Genomic DNA, 15,925 nt, shown 5'->3' on the forward strand with positions numbered 1-15,925 from the left:
CGAGGGGCCGGGTCAGTCGCCGTGGCCCGGGCCGCCGCTGCCGAAGCCGCCGCTGGAGATGCCGCCCCACTTGCGCTTCTCCTCGCTCGGCGGCTCGGGCGAGGTCTCGGTGCCCGACGTCCCCGAATCCTTGAGCTGGTACGGCATGAGCCGGTGCTCGCCGTCGGTCTGTGGCATCTCGGCGGGCCTACGGTACTCGGAGGCCTCGCCGGGAGGACGGTCCGTCTCCGGCCGGTGCGGCTGCTCCTCGGGCTTGGGCGGCGGACTCTCCTTGTCCCTGATCCTCATCCCGAGCACGAACGCGCCGATCAGCACGGCGACGACGACCAGACCACCGAGGACCTGGGCCAGCCCGGACTGCCAGACCTTGGCCGCCGTGACGACCTCTACGGAACTCATCACAAATGCGTTCATATCTCAGCAATACCCCGTCTCGCCGAGGAGAGGCATTTCGGGAGGGCCGAACTCGTGCCCAACCTCGTATGAAACATTTCCCCGGGCCCGTCGCGTCATGGGGGTGTAAGGCCACACACCACGTGACACCACGTGACCGCGACGGAGGGAGGGGCATGAGAAAGTCCCGCGCGGACGAGTTCCTGGAGTTCGCCTCCGCAAGAACGGGGCACCTGTTCCGTTCGGCCTGCCTGCTGACCAGCGGCGACACACACCTCGCCGAGGACCTGACACAGGAGACGCTGGGCCGGATGTACGCGCTGTGGGGGCGGATGTCGCGCGTCGAGAACCCGGCCGGCTACGCGCAGACCGTGCTGGTCCGCACGTTCCTCAGCCACAAGCGGCGCCGCTCCGCGACGGAGCGCCCGCTCGGTGAGCTGCCCGACCGGGCCCCCGAGAGGGGGGACGACCCGGCGCTCCGGATCGCGCTGCTCGACGCGTTGGCCGCGCTGGCGCCCAAGGACCGGGCGGTCGTGGTGCTGCGGTACTGGGAGGACCGCAGCGTCGAGGAGACCGCCGACGCGCTGCAGGTGAGCTCCGCGGCGGTACGCACCCGCTCCACGCGCGCGCTGGGCAAGCTCCGGGAGCGGCTCGGCGGCAGCATCGTCGAGTTCGCCGCCCGCTGACCTCGGCATTTCTGAACCTCTGCAGCCCCTGCAGCCCTTCTATCTCTTCAATCTCTGCAATCTCTGCAACTTTTCGACCCATGGACCCGGAGACGGTGATTCGGCATGCCTCTGAACGAGGGACACGAAGGATTCGAAGGAGAGCTCGGTGAGGCCCTGCGCCGCACCGGCGAGGGCTTCGCCGCGGACGACCGCCGCGAGCTGGTGGCCGGCGGAATGAGCCGGGGCCGACGCCGCCTGGTGCGCCGCCGCGCGGCCGCCGTGACCGGCAGCGTGCTGGCCTTCGCGGTGATCGGCGTCGGCGGCGTGTACGGCGGCGACCTGCTGAGCTCGGGCTCGGGCGGCGAGACGAAGGGCTCCTCGGTGGCGGGTCCGGCACCGACCAAGGGCCCGGGGGAGTCCGCCAGGGACAAGGCGACGCCGGGCGACAAGGGGCCGATGGAGGCGCAGATCCAGGTCAAGGAACTGGCGGCCGTCCTCAAGGCGAACACCCCGGCCGGCGACTGGACGATCGACGACGAGAACGGCACAGGGCAGCAAGTCTCGGGCATCTACGACGACGGCAAGGGCCCGGCGGCCGTGTCCGTCGGCCTCTCCCGGGCCGGGGAGGGCAGCGAGGCCGGCGAGGGCCAGGTGACCTGCCCGGACGAGACCTTCACCCCCCACGACGACTGCACCAGCGAGAAGCTGCCCAACGGCGACCGGCTGATGGTTTTCCAGGGGTACGAGTACCCGGACCGGCGCGTGGACACCAAGAACTGGCGGGCGGTCCTGCTCACCAAGGACGGGTTCCTGGTCGATGCGAGCGAGTACAACGCGGCCGCTCAGAAGGGCTCCCCGGTCAGCCGCACCAACCCGCCCTTCTCGCCCGCCCAGTTGAAGACGCTGGTCACGGCCGAGGGCTGGCGCCCGCTGTTCAAGCAGCTGCCGGTGCACAAGGCCGTGGACGCCAAGCCGGGCAGTGACACGGCGCCGCCGCCGGCCGAGCCGGACGGCGCCGCCGTCCAGGCGACGCTGCGCTCGCTGCTCCCCAAGGGCCTGACGGTGGTCTCCAAGGGCGGTGAAGGCGAGTTCGCCTACGTGGTCGTCGACGACGGCAAGGGTAAGAGCCTCGTCCAGATCAACGTGCAGAACAACATGGGCGATGTGGCCGGGGACCTCTTCGGCACCGGTGCCACCACGCTGCCCGACGGACGGCTCGTGAAGGTGAGGCAGCAGGCCGGCGAGAAGGGCGGCGCGGGCGTCGTCTGGTGGACGGCCGACACCCTCACCAAGGACGGCTTCCGGGTCGTGGTCTCCGCGTTCAACACGGGCGCGCAGCACGAGGACGCGAGCCGCGCCGAGCCCGCGCTGACGACGGAGCAGTTGAAGGAGATCGCCCTCAGCGACAAGTGGAAGAAGTTCGGGGCGAAGTAGCGGCGTCGCCGCGCACGGCAGGACAGAGGCGGCGGTGGGCCCCGGCGGGGGAGGGGCCCACCGCCGCGCCCGTACGCGCTACTTCGCGTCCGAGTACCGCTCCACCGTCGCCGTCGTGAACGGGAAACGCACCGGCGTCCGCCCGAACGCGATCCGCCCCGCCTCGTCCCCGGCCGCCCGGATCGCCTCCGTGACCGCCTCCGCCTCCTCGGCCGGGCAGTGCACGATCACCTCGTCGTGCTGGAAGAAGACCAGCTCGGCCCGCAGCCCCGCCGTCGCGCGCCGCAGCGCGGCGAGCATCAGCAGCGCCCAGTCGGCGGCGCTGCCCTGGACGACGAAGTTACGGGTGAACCGTCCGCGCGCCCGGGCGTTGCTGGAGGCGTAGCCCGGCGTGAACTCGCCGTCCAGGGACGGTATCTCCGCCGCCTCCTGGGGGATCCCGGCCTCCTCGTCGTCGCCGGCCCCGGCCGCGCGCGGGCTGGTGCGCCCGAGCCAGGTCCGTACGAGCCGGCCCTCCTCGCCGGCCTTCGCCGCGTCGTCGACGTAGGCCACGGCCAGGGGGAAGCGGCGGCGCAGCGCGGCGAGGTTCTTCAGGCCGTCTCCGCTGGTCTGGCCGTAGATCGCGCCGAGCAGGGCGAGCTTGGCGTGGTCGCGGTCGCCGGAGAACGCGCGGTCCGACAGCCGGGTGTAGAGGTCGTCGGGGTGTCCGGCGACCTCCATCAGGCCGGGGTCGCGGGAGATCGCGGCCAGCACCCGGGGCTCCATCTGGTCGGCGTCGGCGACGACGAGCCGCCAGCCCTCGTCGGCGACGACCGCCTGCCGGATGATCTTGGGGATCTGCAGCGCTCCGCCGCCGTTGGTCGTCCAGCGGCCGCTGACGGTGCCTCCGGGGAGGTACTCGGGGCGGAACCGTCCGTCCCGCACCCAGTCCTGGAGCCAGGACCAGCCGTGGGCGGTCCAGATGCGGTACAGCTTCTTGTACGCGATCAGGGGCTCGACGGCGGGGTGGTCGAGCTCCGCGAGCTCCCAGCGGCGGGTGGACCTCACCCGGATCCCGGCCTGGGCGAAGGCCTTGACGACGTCGGCGGGCAGGTCGGGGCGGACGCGGCGACCGAAGGCGTCGGAGACCTGGTCGGCGAGCTCGGCGAGGCGGCGGGGCTCGCCACCGCCGGCGTACCGCTCGCCGAGCAGTTCCTGCAGCACCGAGCGGTGCACGTCGGCGCGCCAGGGGAGCCCGGCCCGGTGCATCTCGGCGGCGACGAGCATGCCCGCGGACTCGGCGGCGGTGAGCAGCCGCATCCTGCCGGGATGCTCGGCCCGGTCGTGGCGGCGCTGCTGCTCGGCGTACACCTCCAGGAGCCCCTCGAAGGGGATGCCGGCGACGGGGGCGGGCTCGAAGAGCGAGTCCTGGGAGCCGGGGGCGGCGGCGCGCTGTGGGGGGTCGGGGGGTACGGGGGCGTTCCGCAGCCGGGCGAGGGCGGCGGCGGCCGACCGGGGCTCACCGAGCCGTCCCTCGTGGCCGAGGAGGAGCTGTTCGGCGTCCTCGATGTCGTAACACCGCTCGACGCGCACGCCGGCGGCGAGCAGGCGGGGGTAGACCTCCGCCGTCGACCGCCACACCCAGCGGGCGACGCCGGGCCGGGACCGTACGGCCTCGACGAGATCGGGCTCGCGCACGACGGGACCGGCGGGCAGCCCGTCCCGGCCGAGCGGGACGAGCAGCGCTCCGTCCCCCTCCGCCTCCCCGGCCAGCGCCCACCTCTCGCTCACAGGTGCGAGTCTGTCACCCCCCACTGACAACACCGGGCGACGCGACGGGGGCCACCTGTACACGCGCCGCCCGGCACCGGGCCCGTCAGGCCGCCGCCCTGGGCCCGGCCCGTCAGGCCGCCGCCTGGCACCGGGCCCGTCAGGCCGCCGCGTGGAAGAGGGCTGCCGCCTCGCCGCGGGAGGTGACTCCGAGTTTCGTCAGGATGTTCGCGACGTGGAACTTCACCGTCGACTCGCTGATGTGCAGTTCCTGCGCGATCTGGCGGTTGCGGTGGCCCAGCGCCAGGTGGGTCAGGACCTCCAGCTCGCGGCCGCCGAGTCCGGTCAGCGGGTCCGCCGCCGGGGTCGGGGCGTCCGTCGTGGCCAGGGGGATCGACGCCGTGAGTGTCGTGCCCCAGCCGGGGACCGCGTCCATCTCCAGCCGGCCACCCAGCACCTCCAGCCGGTCCGTGATGCTGCCGGCGCCCAGCGGGCAGGCGTCCAGGCCGCCCGCGCCGTCGTCGCGGACCGTCGCCCGCAGCTCGTGCTCCGTCAGCTGCCAGCCGACGTGGACGCGGCTGACCGTGTCCTGTTCCAGGACCACGAGCAGCAGCGCCCGGACGATCGCCCGCGCCCCGTGCGCCACGTCCGCCGCGAGCGAGCGCGCGCTGTCCGGCGGGCCCAGTTCCAGCCGTACGGTGCTGTGCCGCAGCATCGTCCGCAGTCCGTCGGCGAGCCGGTCGAAGGCCTCACGGGCCGGTTCCTCCGCCACCGAGCGGTCCCGCTTCGCCTCCGCCCGCATCTCGATGAGCGCGTTCACGGCGAGGTCCGTGGCGGTCACGCGGGCCGAACTGTCGTCCAGGGCCCGGCTGCGCAGCACCCCGAGGACGCCGGACAGCGCCGCCGCGTGCGTCGTCGTCAGCTCGGCGATGACCCGCGCCCGGGTGTCGGCCGCCGCCCGCGAACGGGCCAGCGCCCCCGGCAGCGCCTCCACCGCGAACCGGTCGAAGTGGCTGGTCACCAGGTCCCACAGGGCCTGGGTCACGGCCAGTTCCGTCCCCCCGGCCGGCGCCGCCCCCTCGTCCCGTAGGAGCACGAGGACCGACCGCCGCGCCGTCGCGTCGCTCGTCACGGCGAGCACCTCGCGGGCGGCACCGCCGACCGTGGCCGTGCCCTGCCAAGGGGTCCCGGCCGTACCCGACATGAGCAGCGGGGTGAGTTCGGCGGCGGTGAGGAGATCCGTCTCGCCGACCGCCTTGAAGGGGGAGTGGGCGCAGTGCGTGGAGAGTTCGGCGGCGCCGCGGTGCGGGATCAGGGGCGCGAGGGCGGCCGAGACCCGGGGCAGGATCTCGCCGAGCGGCTGCCGGATGATCTCGTACGCGGTGTGCAGCGTGGTCGCGTCCATGGCGCTCAGCCTAGTGAGCGCCCGGCCGGGAACGGCTGGCCTTTCGGACAGGTACGACTGGCCGTTGGGAGGGCGGGACAGGGGCGCGGAAGATCGCAGGCTGGAGGCGACCTGAGGAGGTTGCGATGGAAGCGATCGTGTACGAGGAGTTCGGCGGCCCGGACGTACTGCGCCACGAGACCGGTGTGGCCGTACCGGAGCCCGGCGCCGGCGCGGTACGAGTGAAGGTGGCGGCGGTCGGGGTCAACCCCCTCGACCACAAGCGCCGTTACGGCTGGGTCGAGGCCTTCTATCCGACGACCTTCCCGGCCGTCCCCGGCCTGGAGTTCGCCGGGACGGTGGACGCGCTGGGCGAGGACGTGACCGAAGTGGCCGTCGGCGACGAGGTGTTCGGCTGGACGACGACCGGCGCCTACGCCGAGTACGCCCTGGCGGAACTGTTCCTCCCCAAGCCGCCCGGCCTGACCTGGGAGCAGGCCGCGAGCCTGCCGGTCGCCGGCGAGACCGCGGCGCGCGTCCTGGACCTGCTCGGACTGAAGGAGGGCGAGACCCTGCTCCTGCACGGCGCGGCCGGCGTCGTCGGCTCGGTGGCCGCCCAGCTCGCGGTGGCGGCAGGTGCCACGGTCGTCGGTACCGCCTCCGAGGCCAACCACGCGTTCCTTCGGGAGCTGGGCGCGATCCCGGTGTCGTACGGGGAGGGCCTGGCGGACCGGATCAGGGCGGCGGCCCCGGACGGCGTCGACGCGGTCTTCGACGCGGCCGGCCACGACACCCTGCCGCTCTCGATCGAGCTGATGGGCGGCGCGAAGGAGCGGATCGTCACGATCGCGGCGCCGGACGCGGAGGAGCACGGGATCGTGTTCTCGGGCGTCCTCGCGTCACCGGCGGAGGTGCGCACCTGGCTGACCGGCCAGGCCCGCCTGGCGGCGGAGGGCCGTCTGAGGGTCCGGCTCGCGCGGACGCTGCCCCTGAAGGAGGCGGCCCGCGCGCAGGAACTCAGCGAATCGGGGCATGTGCGCGGCAAGTTGGTTCTGCTGCCGTAGCGGCGTGATCGTGATCGTGATCGTGATGGTGGTGGCGAGGGGCCGAGGGGCGGGGCGGTGACCCGGCTCCGACCCCGGTCACCGCCCCGTCCATCCACCTTCCCCGCTCAGCGCGTCAGGCGCCACGCGGGGAGCGCCACCGCGACCGTCGCCACCACCGCGCACACCCCGGCCGCCGCACCTACCGCGCCCCACGGGACGGACAGGGCGACCGGCGCCGACAGGGCCGCCAGGCCCGTTCCCAGGCTCGCCAGGACCACCGCGGTCACCGCGAGACCGAGCACCGCCCCGATCGTCACGGCCAGCACCGCCTCACCGGTCACCACCCGCATGATCTGCGCCCGGGTCGCACCGGCCAGCCGCAGCGAGGCCAGTTCCCCGCCCCGTACAGAGGTCGCCATCAGCAGGGTGTTGGCGAGTGCGATCACCGTGTAGACGAGGGCGATGCCGAGGACCAGGAGCAGTCCGAGCCGGGTCTCGGGGCTGGTCGTGGGGTGGGTGGCGGCCGCCCACTCCTCGACCGTACGGACGGTCCCGCCGGCCGCGCTCAGGGCGGCGCTCAGCCCAGCCCCCAGGGCCTCGCCGGACGCCTCGCCGGCCCCGTACGCCTCGCCCGCCCCGGCCGTCCCATCCGCCTCCCCGGCCGCCCCCTCCGCCTCGTACGCCTCGATCCGGTCCACCGTCGCGCCCGGCGCGTTCGCCCGGGTCACGTACGGCCCGTTGTCGCCCGTACCGAGCGCCAGGACCGCCACCACCCGCAGCGTCACCGGCCCGCTGCCGTCCGCGAGCCACACCTCGACCCGCTCGCCGACCCGCCCCCGCTCCCACTCCTCGTTGACGACGATCGACCGGTCGTCGAGATCCCGTACGTCCCCGGCCACCACCGGCAGCCGCGCCAGGTCCGCGAAGGCCACCGGGTCGGAGACCGCCCGGGCCCCGTACTTCACGAGCGCCTCTGCCCCGTCCCGTACGAACACGGAGGTGGCCGCGGTCGCCGAGACCGTCGCCCCCGGCACCCGTACCGGCGTCAGGTCGTCCCCGCTCACCACCCACCGGGCCGCGGTCTGCTCCCGCGCCTCCGCCGCCTTCGCGCTCGTCACGGTCGTCGCGGAACCGAGCAGGGAGCCCGCGAGCGCGACCGTGACGAGGACGGGCGCGGCGACGGCCGCGGTACGGCGCACGGCGGCCGCGCTGTTCTCCCGTACGAGCATGCCCGTCGCCCCCGGCAGCCGCAGGGCACGGGCCACCGGCCGGACGAGGAGCGGGGCGAGCAGCGCGACTCCGGTGATCAGGAGCATCGGCACGGTCGTGTACGTCTTGCGCTTGAGCAGCTCCGACGGCTCTGTCGCGCAGGTCCACACGAGCAGCCCGGCGCCGGTCAGCAGCAGCCCCGCACCCAGCAGCGCGCGGCCGAGCGGGAGTACGTCGGTGTCGACGTCGGCCTCGCGCAGCGCGGCCGTCGGGCCGACCTTCCCGGCCCGGCGGGAGGCGGCGGCCGCTCCGGCGACGGCGACGGTCACACCCGTCCAGAAGGCGGCGTGGAAGGGCCAGGTGGCCTCGCCGATCGCGAACCACTCGGGGGCGAGATCCCCGTCGACCAGCACCCGGGCCAGCCAGGGCGCGCCCCACGCGCCGAGCGCGCATCCGGCGGCCGAGGCGAGGACGCCGACCCCCGCGGCCTCGGCCAGGAGCATCCGGCGCACCTGGCCGGGGGTGGCGCCGGCGGTCCGCAGCAGGCCGAACTCGCGTCGCCGCAGGGCGACCGCGAAGGCGAAGGTGGAGGCGACGACGAAGACGGAGACGAAGGTCGTGACGCCTCCGGCGGTGCCGAGGAGGGCGTTCACGGCGACGAGCGCCTCGGCGTCCCGCTCCGGCTCGGGGTCGGCGAGCCGTCGTTCACCGCCGGTGAGCACCTGGGCGCGGTCGCCGACGAGGGTACGGACCTCGGCGGCGGGGCCGTGCACGCCGACGGCGTCGGGTCCCCCGGCGGTGGTGACGGTCCAGCGGGCCTTCAGCTCGCGCAGGAGTTCGGTGTCCACAGGCTGTGGACGGTCGAGCGTCCGCGAGACGGAGGCCGTGTGCGGGCCTCGGCGTACGTCGACGGTGACCGCGTCCCGCCCCTTCACGACCACCGGCGCGGAGGCGAACCGCTGGGGGGTCCGCTCGGGGGCGTCGAAGGTGGCGGAGAGGCCGAGGCCCATGGTGGTGAGGAGCCCGACGCCGAGGGCGAGGGCGACGAAGCTGCCGAGGAAGGCGGCCCGGCGGGCGCGCAGCCCGGAGAGGACGACGGTCAGCACGCGAGGCCCTCCACTGCGGCACGCCGCTCGCCTTCGGGCCTCTCGGGGCCTTCGGGGCGCTTGGGGCTCTCGGGGCTCTCGGGGCCCCTGGCGTTCCCGCCCGCGGTCGTCTCCAGGGCCGCCATCCGGGCCGCCACCCGCTCCACGGTCGGGGCGAGGAGCTCCCCGGCCACCCGCCCGTCGACCAGGAACACCACCCGGTCCGCGCGGGCCGCGGCCACCGGGTCGTGGGTGACCATGACGATCGTCTGGCCGTCCCGGTCCACCAGCTCCCGCAGCATCGTGAGCACCTCACGGCTGGTGGTGGAGTCCAGGGCCCCGGTCGGCTCGTCCCCGAAGAGCACGGCCGGGCGGGTGATCAACGCCCGGGCGATGGCGACGCGTTGCTGCTGCCCGCCGGACAGCTCGCCGGGCCGGTGCTTCTCCCGTCCGGCGAGGCCGACCCGGCCCAGCGCCTCCCGTACCTCGGTACGGGACGGGCGGCGCCCCGCGAGCCGCAGTGGCAGGGCCACGTTCTGCGCGGCCGTGAGGGAGGGCAGCAGATTGAACGACTGGAAGACGAAGCCGATCCGGTCCCGCCGCAGCAGCGTGAGCCGCCGCTCGCTCAGCTTCTCCAGGGCCACGCCGCCGACCTCCACCGTCCCGGCGGTGGGCCGGTCGAGGCCCGCCGCGCACTGCAGCAGCGTGGACTTGCCGGAGCCCGAGGGGCCCATCACGGCGGTGAAGGTCCCGGTGCGGAAGTCCAGGTCGACGCCGTCGAGGGCGCGGACGTCGCGGTGGTGACGGTGGAGGGCGGTGAGGCGAACGGCGGTGTGGGGGCGGGCCGTTGCCGTGACCTTGGTCGTTGTCGTCGGCGTCTTCGTCGTCGGCGTCGTCGTTGTCATGGGACAAGCGAACCGTTTGCGGCTCCGCGGATCACGACCGCTGGCGGGCGTCCCCGGGGTAGGGCCAGGCCTACCCCTGACGTACGGCCGTCGCGAACACCTCCAGCGCGTCCAGCGGTTCGCGGCCCAGCAGCTCCCGCAGGTCGTTCTTCACGCCCGTCCCGTCCATGAAGCCGTGCGCTATCGCCGAGTACGTGCCCGTCAGCATCGGTACCTGGAAGGCCTCGGCCCCCGAGGCGGCGAGGGCGGCCCGTGCCTCGGCGAGCGTGCCGGGGACGTACTCGGCGTCGAGGGCGCGCGCCAGGTCCGCGCCGCCGAGGGGGCGTTCGCCCACGAGTTCGTAGACGCGGCCGGCGTGCGGCGCGGGGTCGGTGGCGACCTTGACGGCGATCTCGGCGAGGTCCTCGCGGGCCACGGCGGCGAGCCGGCCCTCCCCCAAGGGGCCGGAGACGCGGTTCTCGGCGTCGGGGGTGGCGAGCCAGACGAGGAGCTCGGCGTAGAGCCCGTTGCGCAGGACGGTCCAGTCGGCCGACGAGCGCCGGAGGCGCCGCTCGGTCCAGCGGTGGGGGAGGGAGTACGTGAGGTGGTCGCCGTCGCCGGAGAGGCTGGTGTAGACGATGTGGCCGACCCCGGCCGCCTCGGCGGCGGAGACGGCGGCCTCGTGGCGGGCGACGACCGTGTCGTCCTCCCCGTACCCGGCGGAGATCATCAGCAGCGTGTCGACGCCGGCGAAGGCCTCCGGCAGGGTGCCGGGCTCGTCGAAGTCGACGAGGCGGGTGCCGGGCAGTCCGGCGCGGGTGCCGAGAACGACGTCGTCACGGCCGGCGAGGCGCTCCGCGACGAGCCGGCCGAGGCCCCCGGAGACACCGGTGACGAGCAGCATGATTCCCCCTGATTTCGCGTTGGCGTTCGATGAGGATCATTCTGGTGGGGCGGTCGTGACCGCGTAAGGAGGCACATTCATGTCAGCGGGGCACACGGAGGTAACCACCGAGCCGGTGGTGAGCTGCGCGGAGGAGTGCGGCGTACGGGACGTGCAGGACCGGCTCGGCGACAGGTGGACGGTCCATGTGGTGGTCGAACTGGCCGCGGGGCCGCGACGGTTCCGGGAGCTGCAGCGGCTGGTCACCGGCGTCTCGCAGCGGATGCTGACGTTCACCCTGCGCCGTCTGGAGCGGGACGGTCTCGTGACGCGGACGGTGTACCCGACGACGCCGCCGCAGGTGGAGTACGAGCTGACCGCGACGGGTCACAGCATGACCCACCTGATCAAGCAGCTGATCGACTGGTCGCTCGACCACCGTGCGGTGATCGGGCGGGCGCGCGAGGAATGGGACGCGAAGCAGACGTGAGCACGCGCACGACGGGCGAGAAGATCGAGGCGGCGTTCACCGCGCTCTACACGGACGACGACACGGCCCTGGACACGGCCGCCTCCCTGCTCGCGGCCGACCCGGCGACGGACGCGGAACTGTCGCGCCGGGGCGAGGAGTTCGTCCGGCGGGCGTGGGAGCGGGGCTGGCAGCCCGCGGACGTCGTACGGCTGGTCCGCCGCGACCTGGCGGAGGAGCACCACGTCCGGCTCCTCGGCGGGCTGATCGCCTCGGAGACGGGGCGCTACGAGCGGCTGCCGGCGCGGTGGGCGGCCCAGATCGCGGAGCTGGACACGCGCCCCTGGAAGGCGGACCGCTTCTCGTACGCGACGGCGGTCCTGGAGCTGTACCGCCTGCTGGTCCGGCTGCCGTCCCTGGAACCGGTGGGTCCGTTGCCGGGCGACGCGCTGATCCCGCCGCCCGCTGTGGGCGAGTCCCGGACGCTGACCCGGATCCGCGCGCTGCTCGCGAAGGCGGAGGCGACGGGCTACCCGGAGGAGGCGGAGGCGCTGACCGCCAAGGCCCAGGAGCTCATGGCCCGCCACAGCCTCGACGAGGCGGCGCTGGCGGCGGGGGCGCCGAGCGGGGCGACGCCGGGGGCGGTACGGATCGGGGTGGACGCCCCGTACGAGCAGGCGAAGGCGATCCTGCTGGACGCGGTGGCGACGGCGAACCACTGCCGGGCGGTGTGGAACGAGGCGTACGGCTTCTCGACGGTCGTCGGCTTCGAGGCGGACCTGGAGGCGGTGGAGCTGCTGCACACCTCGCTCCTGGTGCAGGGCACGGCGGCGATGACGCGGGCGGAGGCGGAGCAGCGCGCGGGGGGCCGAAAGCGCACGAAGTCCTTCCGGCAGTCCTTCCTGCTCGCCTACGCGAACCGCCTGGGCGCCCGGCTGGCGTCGACCTCCCGGCGGGTGGCGTCGGAGACGCCGACGCTGCTGCCGGCTCTGGCGTCGCGGGAGGTGGCGGTGACGTCCCACGCGGAGGCGATGTTCCCGCGGACCAGTACGACGCGGGTGCGGGCGATGTGGGACGAGGCGGGCTGGACCCACGGCACGACAGCCGCCGACCAAGCCGCCCTCTCCTCCCCACCCGCCTCCCTGACCCCCCGCCCCTGACGCAGATCGGCGCCCACCCCCGTGTGGGCAATCGTCCCGCAGGGCGGGACGGGTGGGCACACGGGACGGCGCCCTTGCCGGGCCCAGGCTCCCGGTCCGTACGGTCACCACAGGTGCGGCGCCGTCGTGGGGTTGTGCCCACCCTCCCCCAGACTCCGTCCGGGGGGACCCCCATCGCCCTGCGGAACAGTTGCCCACAACCGGCGGGGGTGAGGGTGCCGCGCCAGCGGAAGGAGGCGCACAACGGGGTGGGGGGGCTCACCCGGGTGCCCCGACCTCCGGGTGGCCCGCGCCCCCCGCCCGGGAAGCGGTGAAATGTCCCGCTTCGCCGATACGCTCGGCCCATGAGCTGGCTCCGCGCCCTGAAAAGCACCGCCCGCGCGGGCCTCTCCGTCGAGCGGAAGCGGCTCGAACCCCTCGTCGCCGCCCGCGCCGCCCTCGGCCTCGCGCTCGTCGTCGGCGCCGCGCTCGCCCTCTTCGGGCCCGGCGTCGCCGCCTCCTCCGCGTTCGGGGCGTTCCAGGCCGCCATCGCCACCTTCCAGCGGTCCTGGCGCCCCCGCCCCACCCTCGCCCTCGCCTCCGGCGCCAGCCTCGCCGTCTCCACCTTCCTCGGTTACGTCACGGGCGCCGGCGCCCACCCCGCCCTCTTCCTCGCCCTGCTCGTCCTGTGGACCTTCCTCTCCGGGCTCGCCTGGGCCGTCGACCCCACCGTCGGCATCATCGCCTCCTCCAACGTCGCGATCATGCTGGTCACCGTCACCCTCCCGACCTCCGTCGCCGGCGCCGCCGGCCACGCCGCGATGATCGCCGTCGGCGGTCTCGTCCAGGCCGCGCTCGTCGTCCTGCTGCCCGTCCGCCGCTGGGGCGCCCAGCGCGACGCCCTGGCCGACGCGCTCGCAGCCGAGGCCGACTACGCCCGGCGCCTGCGCCGGGACCCCACCGCCTCCTTCGACCCCGTGCCGCTCATGACCGCCCGCAGCGCCGCCGCCGTCACGCCCCGTCAGGCCCGCCGCCGCCCCGCCGAGCTGCACGGCGCCCGGGGCCTCGCCGAGCGGATCCGCCCCGTGCTCGCCTCCCTCGCCGACCCGGCCGTGGGCGCCTCCCCCGAGGGGCCCGAACGCGACCGGGTCCGCGAGCTGCTCGCCGCCGCCGGTGCCGTCCTGGACGCCGCCGCCCACGCGATCCGCCACGGCGAACCGGTCGACCTCCCGCCCGCCGCGCTCGCCGCCCTGCGTACCCCCGACACCGGCGCGATCCTCTCCGGCCCGCCCCACCGCGCCGCCGTCCGTCTCGCCGCGCTGCTCGACGAGGTCGTGGAGACCGCCGAACCCCGTCCGGAGACCGCCGCCGAGGCCCGCTCGCGCCCGTCCCTCCTCCGGCTCGTCCCCGTCGCCCTGGCCCGGACGCGCGCCGAACTGCGCCACGACTCCCCGGTCCTGCGCCACGCCGTCCGCGTCTCCACGGTCACCGCCGCCGGCTACGTCCTGGGCTCCGCCCTCCCGCTCGGACACGGCTACTGGGCCCCGATGGCCTCCGTGATGGTCATGCGCCCGGACTTCTCGCAGACGTACGCCCGTTCCGTCGCCCGCTTCGGCGGCACGCTCGTCGGTGTCGCGCTGGCCACCGGCATCGTCCAGGGCGCACACCCGGGCATGTACTTCTCCGCGGCGCTCTCCGTCCTGTGCGCCTTCGGGATGTATCTGCTGATGCGCACGGGGTACGCCGTCAGTCAGGTCTGCGTCGCCGCGTACGTCGTGTTCCTGCTGGGCATGGGCGGCTCGGAGTGGACGCAGACCGTCTTCGAACGGGTGGTCCTGACGCTCCTGGGCGGGCTCCTCGCGATGCTCGCGTACGCCGTCTACCCGGCCTGGGAGACACCCCGGCTGCGCGGCCGGCTCGCCGACTGGCTGGTCGCGGACGGCCGCTACGCCGCCGCGGTCGTCGCGCACTACGCGAACCCGGCCGGCACGGCCTGTCCCGACGTCCGCGCGGCGCTCCTGGACACCCGCGAGGCCCGGATCGCCTGGCAGGAGGCGGTGGCCCGGGCGACCCACGAGCCGGTGCGCCACCGCGGTCTCTCGCGCGGGGCGGCGGACGACGCCGGGCACGCCCTCGCCCAGCTCGGGAGGGTCGCGATGCTCATGGAGGCGCACCTGCCGGAGCGCGGCGCCCCGCCCGTACCCGCCGCCGCGACGCTCGCCGAGGCGCTGCGCCGGGCGACGGAGCGGGGCGCGAAGGCCGTCCGGGAGCGGAGGGTGCCGGACTGGGACGACCTACGGACGACGCTCGCCACTTGGGAGCCACCCCGGGACCCCCTCCTCCGCAAGAGCGCGCCCCTGCTCCTGGAAGCCCTGGACGCCCTCTCCCGCGCACTCTCCGACGACCACCCGGCGCAGCGAAAGCACTGACCCTCCACCCTTCCGAGCCCCGGAGTTCCGGTGGTTGTCCGCCCGCCGACGGGATCGACGGGGTCGACGGGGGGCCAACGGGGGCGCCGCCCCCGCTACCAGGAAGCCTTCCGCACCCCCGGCAGGAAGCCCGCGTGCGCCTGCTCCCGCAGTCGCACGCGCGAGACGCCGAACTTGCGCAGGTGGCCGCGCGGCCTGCCGTCCACCGCGTCCCGGTTCCGTACGCGCGTCGCGCTCGCGTCCCGGGGCTGGCGGCGCAACTCCCGTACCGCAGCCTCCCGTTCGGCCTCCGGTGTGGACGGCCGGCGGATGATCTCCTTCAGCTCGGCCCGCCGCTCGGCGTACCGCTCCACGACGGTCTTCCGGCGCTCGTTGCGCGCGATCTTGCTCTTCTTCGCCATCAGACCCTCACTCCCCGCGCGCGGATCCGGGCCACGGCGGCCTCGATCCCGATGGTGTCGACGGTCTTGATCGCCCGGGCGCTCAGCGTCAGCCGGACGTGCCGGCCCTCGCTCGGCAGCCAGTAGCGCTTGTGCTGGATGTTGGGGTCGAAGCGCCGTGACGTACGGCGGTGGGAGTGCGAGATGCGGTTGCCGAATCCGGGCTTGGCGCCGGTCAGCTGGCAGTGGGCGGACACGGGTGACCTACCTCTCCGAGCGACTGTTGGTAATGGGAACCATGTTCATTTACTCTACACACCATGGCCCGCAACGAACTCCGCCCGATCATCAAACTCCGGTCCACCGCCGGCACCGGCTACACCTACGTCACCCGCAAGAACCGCCGGAACGACCCCGACCGCCTCACCCTGCGCAAGTACGACCCGGTCGCCGGCCGCCACGTCGACTTCCGAGAGGAGCGCTGACCGCCATGCGGCACGGCATCCACCCGCCCTACGCCCCCGTCGTCTTCCGCGACAAGGCCGCCGACTTCGCCTTCCTCACGCGCTCCACGCTCACCAGCGACCGGACGGTGGAGTGGGAGGACGGCAATACCTACCCCGTCGTCGACGTCGAGATCTCCTCGGCGAGCCACCCCTTCTACACCGGCACCGCGCGCGTGCTCGACACCGCCGGCCGGGTGGAGCGCTTCGAGCGGCGTTACGGCCGCCGTGGCGGCCAGGACGAACGGCGCGAGGAACGCTGATGTCGAC

At 74.4% G+C, this 15,925-nt stretch carries 16 protein-coding genes; 8 read left to right on the top strand and 8 right to left on the bottom strand.

Annotated features, from left to right (window positions below; all coding sequences use genetic code 11):
- Positions 1-12: 12 nt before the first annotated feature.
- On the bottom strand, positions 13-414 hold the full coding sequence (locus ACF06X_RS30615) for a DUF6479 family protein (protein WP_392290546.1): 402 nt from the start codon (positions 412-414) through the stop codon (positions 13-15).
- A gap of 155 nt (positions 415-569) precedes the next feature.
- Here ACF06X_RS30615 and ACF06X_RS30620 point away from each other — a divergent pair, with 155 nt between their 5' ends.
- Both ACF06X_RS30620 and ACF06X_RS30625 read left to right on the top strand, forming a co-directional pair.
- Entirely contained in the window at positions 570-1,079 is a 510-nt protein-coding gene (locus ACF06X_RS30620; RefSeq protein WP_392290547.1) for a SigE family RNA polymerase sigma factor, read from the top strand.
- A gap of 105 nt (positions 1,080-1,184) precedes the next feature.
- The gene (locus ACF06X_RS30625) at positions 1,185-2,495 is read left to right on the top strand and encodes a hypothetical protein (protein WP_392290548.1); all 1,311 of its coding nucleotides are present in this window, start codon (positions 1,185-1,187) and stop codon (positions 2,493-2,495) included.
- A 78-nt stretch (positions 2,496-2,573) separates the two neighbouring features.
- Here ACF06X_RS30625 and ACF06X_RS30630 read toward each other — a convergent pair whose 3' ends face one another.
- Both ACF06X_RS30630 and ACF06X_RS30635 read right to left on the bottom strand, forming a co-directional pair.
- Positions 2,574-4,265 carry a bifunctional 3'-5' exonuclease/DNA polymerase gene (locus tag ACF06X_RS30630; RefSeq protein WP_392290549.1) on the bottom strand — a complete coding sequence of 564 codons (1,692 nt, stop codon included), beginning with the start codon at positions 4,263-4,265 and terminating at the stop codon, positions 2,574-2,576.
- Positions 4,266-4,404: 139 nt separating this feature from the next.
- The gene (locus ACF06X_RS30635; protein ID WP_392290550.1) at positions 4,405-5,649 is read right to left on the bottom strand and encodes a LuxR C-terminal-related transcriptional regulator; all 1,245 of its coding nucleotides are present in this window, start codon (positions 5,647-5,649) and stop codon (positions 4,405-4,407) included.
- 125 nt (positions 5,650-5,774) lie between these two features.
- Between ACF06X_RS30635 and ACF06X_RS30640 the strand changes: the two genes are divergently transcribed.
- Positions 5,775-6,692, top strand: a complete 918-nt coding sequence (locus tag ACF06X_RS30640) for an NADP-dependent oxidoreductase (RefSeq protein ID WP_392290551.1) — start codon at positions 5,775-5,777, stop codon at positions 6,690-6,692.
- Between the two features lie 107 nt (positions 6,693-6,799).
- Here ACF06X_RS30640 and ACF06X_RS30645 read toward each other — a convergent pair whose 3' ends face one another.
- The 3 genes from ACF06X_RS30645 to ACF06X_RS30655 form a co-directional block, all read right to left on the bottom strand.
- Positions 6,800-8,989, bottom strand: a complete 2,190-nt coding sequence (locus ACF06X_RS30645) for an FtsX-like permease family protein (RefSeq protein WP_392290552.1) — start codon at positions 8,987-8,989, stop codon at positions 6,800-6,802.
- Complete coding sequence (locus tag ACF06X_RS30650; RefSeq protein ID WP_392290553.1) at positions 8,983-9,873, bottom strand: ABC transporter ATP-binding protein; 891 nt, start codon at positions 9,871-9,873, stop codon at positions 8,983-8,985. The genes ACF06X_RS30645 and ACF06X_RS30650 overlap by 7 nt, the downstream gene beginning before the upstream one ends.
- Positions 9,874-9,943: 70 nt before the next feature.
- Complete coding sequence (locus ACF06X_RS30655; RefSeq protein ID WP_392290554.1) at positions 9,944-10,756, bottom strand: NAD(P)H-binding protein; 813 nt, start codon at positions 10,754-10,756, stop codon at positions 9,944-9,946.
- Between the two features lie 79 nt (positions 10,757-10,835).
- Here ACF06X_RS30655 and ACF06X_RS30660 point away from each other — a divergent pair, with 79 nt between their 5' ends.
- The 3 genes from ACF06X_RS30660 (at position 10,836) to ACF06X_RS30670 (ending at position 14,772) form a co-directional block, all read left to right on the top strand.
- Positions 10,836-11,225, top strand: coding sequence for a winged helix-turn-helix transcriptional regulator (locus ACF06X_RS30660; protein WP_392290555.1), 390 nt, complete (start codon positions 10,836-10,838; stop codon positions 11,223-11,225).
- Positions 11,204-12,364, top strand: a complete 1,161-nt coding sequence (locus tag ACF06X_RS30665) for a DUF2786 domain-containing protein (RefSeq protein ID WP_392290556.1) — start codon at positions 11,204-11,206, stop codon at positions 12,362-12,364. Before ACF06X_RS30660 ends, ACF06X_RS30665 begins: the two co-directional genes overlap by 22 nt.
- A gap of 344 nt (positions 12,365-12,708) precedes the next feature.
- Complete coding sequence (locus ACF06X_RS30670; protein ID WP_392290557.1) at positions 12,709-14,772, top strand: FUSC family protein; 2,064 nt, start codon at positions 12,709-12,711, stop codon at positions 14,770-14,772.
- 95 nt (positions 14,773-14,867) lie between these two features.
- Here ACF06X_RS30670 and rpsN read toward each other — a convergent pair whose 3' ends face one another.
- Both rpsN and rpmB read right to left on the bottom strand, forming a co-directional pair.
- Positions 14,868-15,173, bottom strand: coding sequence for a 30S ribosomal protein S14 (rpsN, locus tag ACF06X_RS30675; RefSeq protein ID WP_392290558.1), 306 nt, complete (start codon positions 15,171-15,173; stop codon positions 14,868-14,870).
- Complete coding sequence (rpmB, locus tag ACF06X_RS30680; RefSeq protein WP_392290559.1) at positions 15,173-15,409, bottom strand: 50S ribosomal protein L28; 237 nt, start codon at positions 15,407-15,409, stop codon at positions 15,173-15,175. The genes rpsN and rpmB overlap by 1 nt, the downstream gene beginning before the upstream one ends.
- 63 nt (positions 15,410-15,472) lie before the next feature.
- Between rpmB and rpmG the strand changes: the two genes are divergently transcribed.
- Positions 15,473-15,637 (top strand): 50S ribosomal protein L33, encoded by a 165-nt coding sequence (gene rpmG / locus ACF06X_RS30685; protein ID WP_017949758.1) that lies wholly within the window; start codon positions 15,473-15,475, stop codon positions 15,635-15,637.
- Between the two features lie 5 nt (positions 15,638-15,642).
- Positions 15,643-15,918: a type B 50S ribosomal protein L31 gene (locus ACF06X_RS30690; protein WP_392290560.1), complete on the top strand. Its 276-nt coding sequence runs from the start codon at positions 15,643-15,645 to the stop codon at positions 15,916-15,918.
- Positions 15,919-15,925 lie beyond the last annotated feature (7 nt).

Source organism: Streptomyces sp. NPDC015346 (assembly GCF_043078785.1).
In the GTDB taxonomy this organism is placed as follows: domain Bacteria; phylum Actinomycetota; class Actinomycetes; order Streptomycetales; family Streptomycetaceae; genus Streptomyces.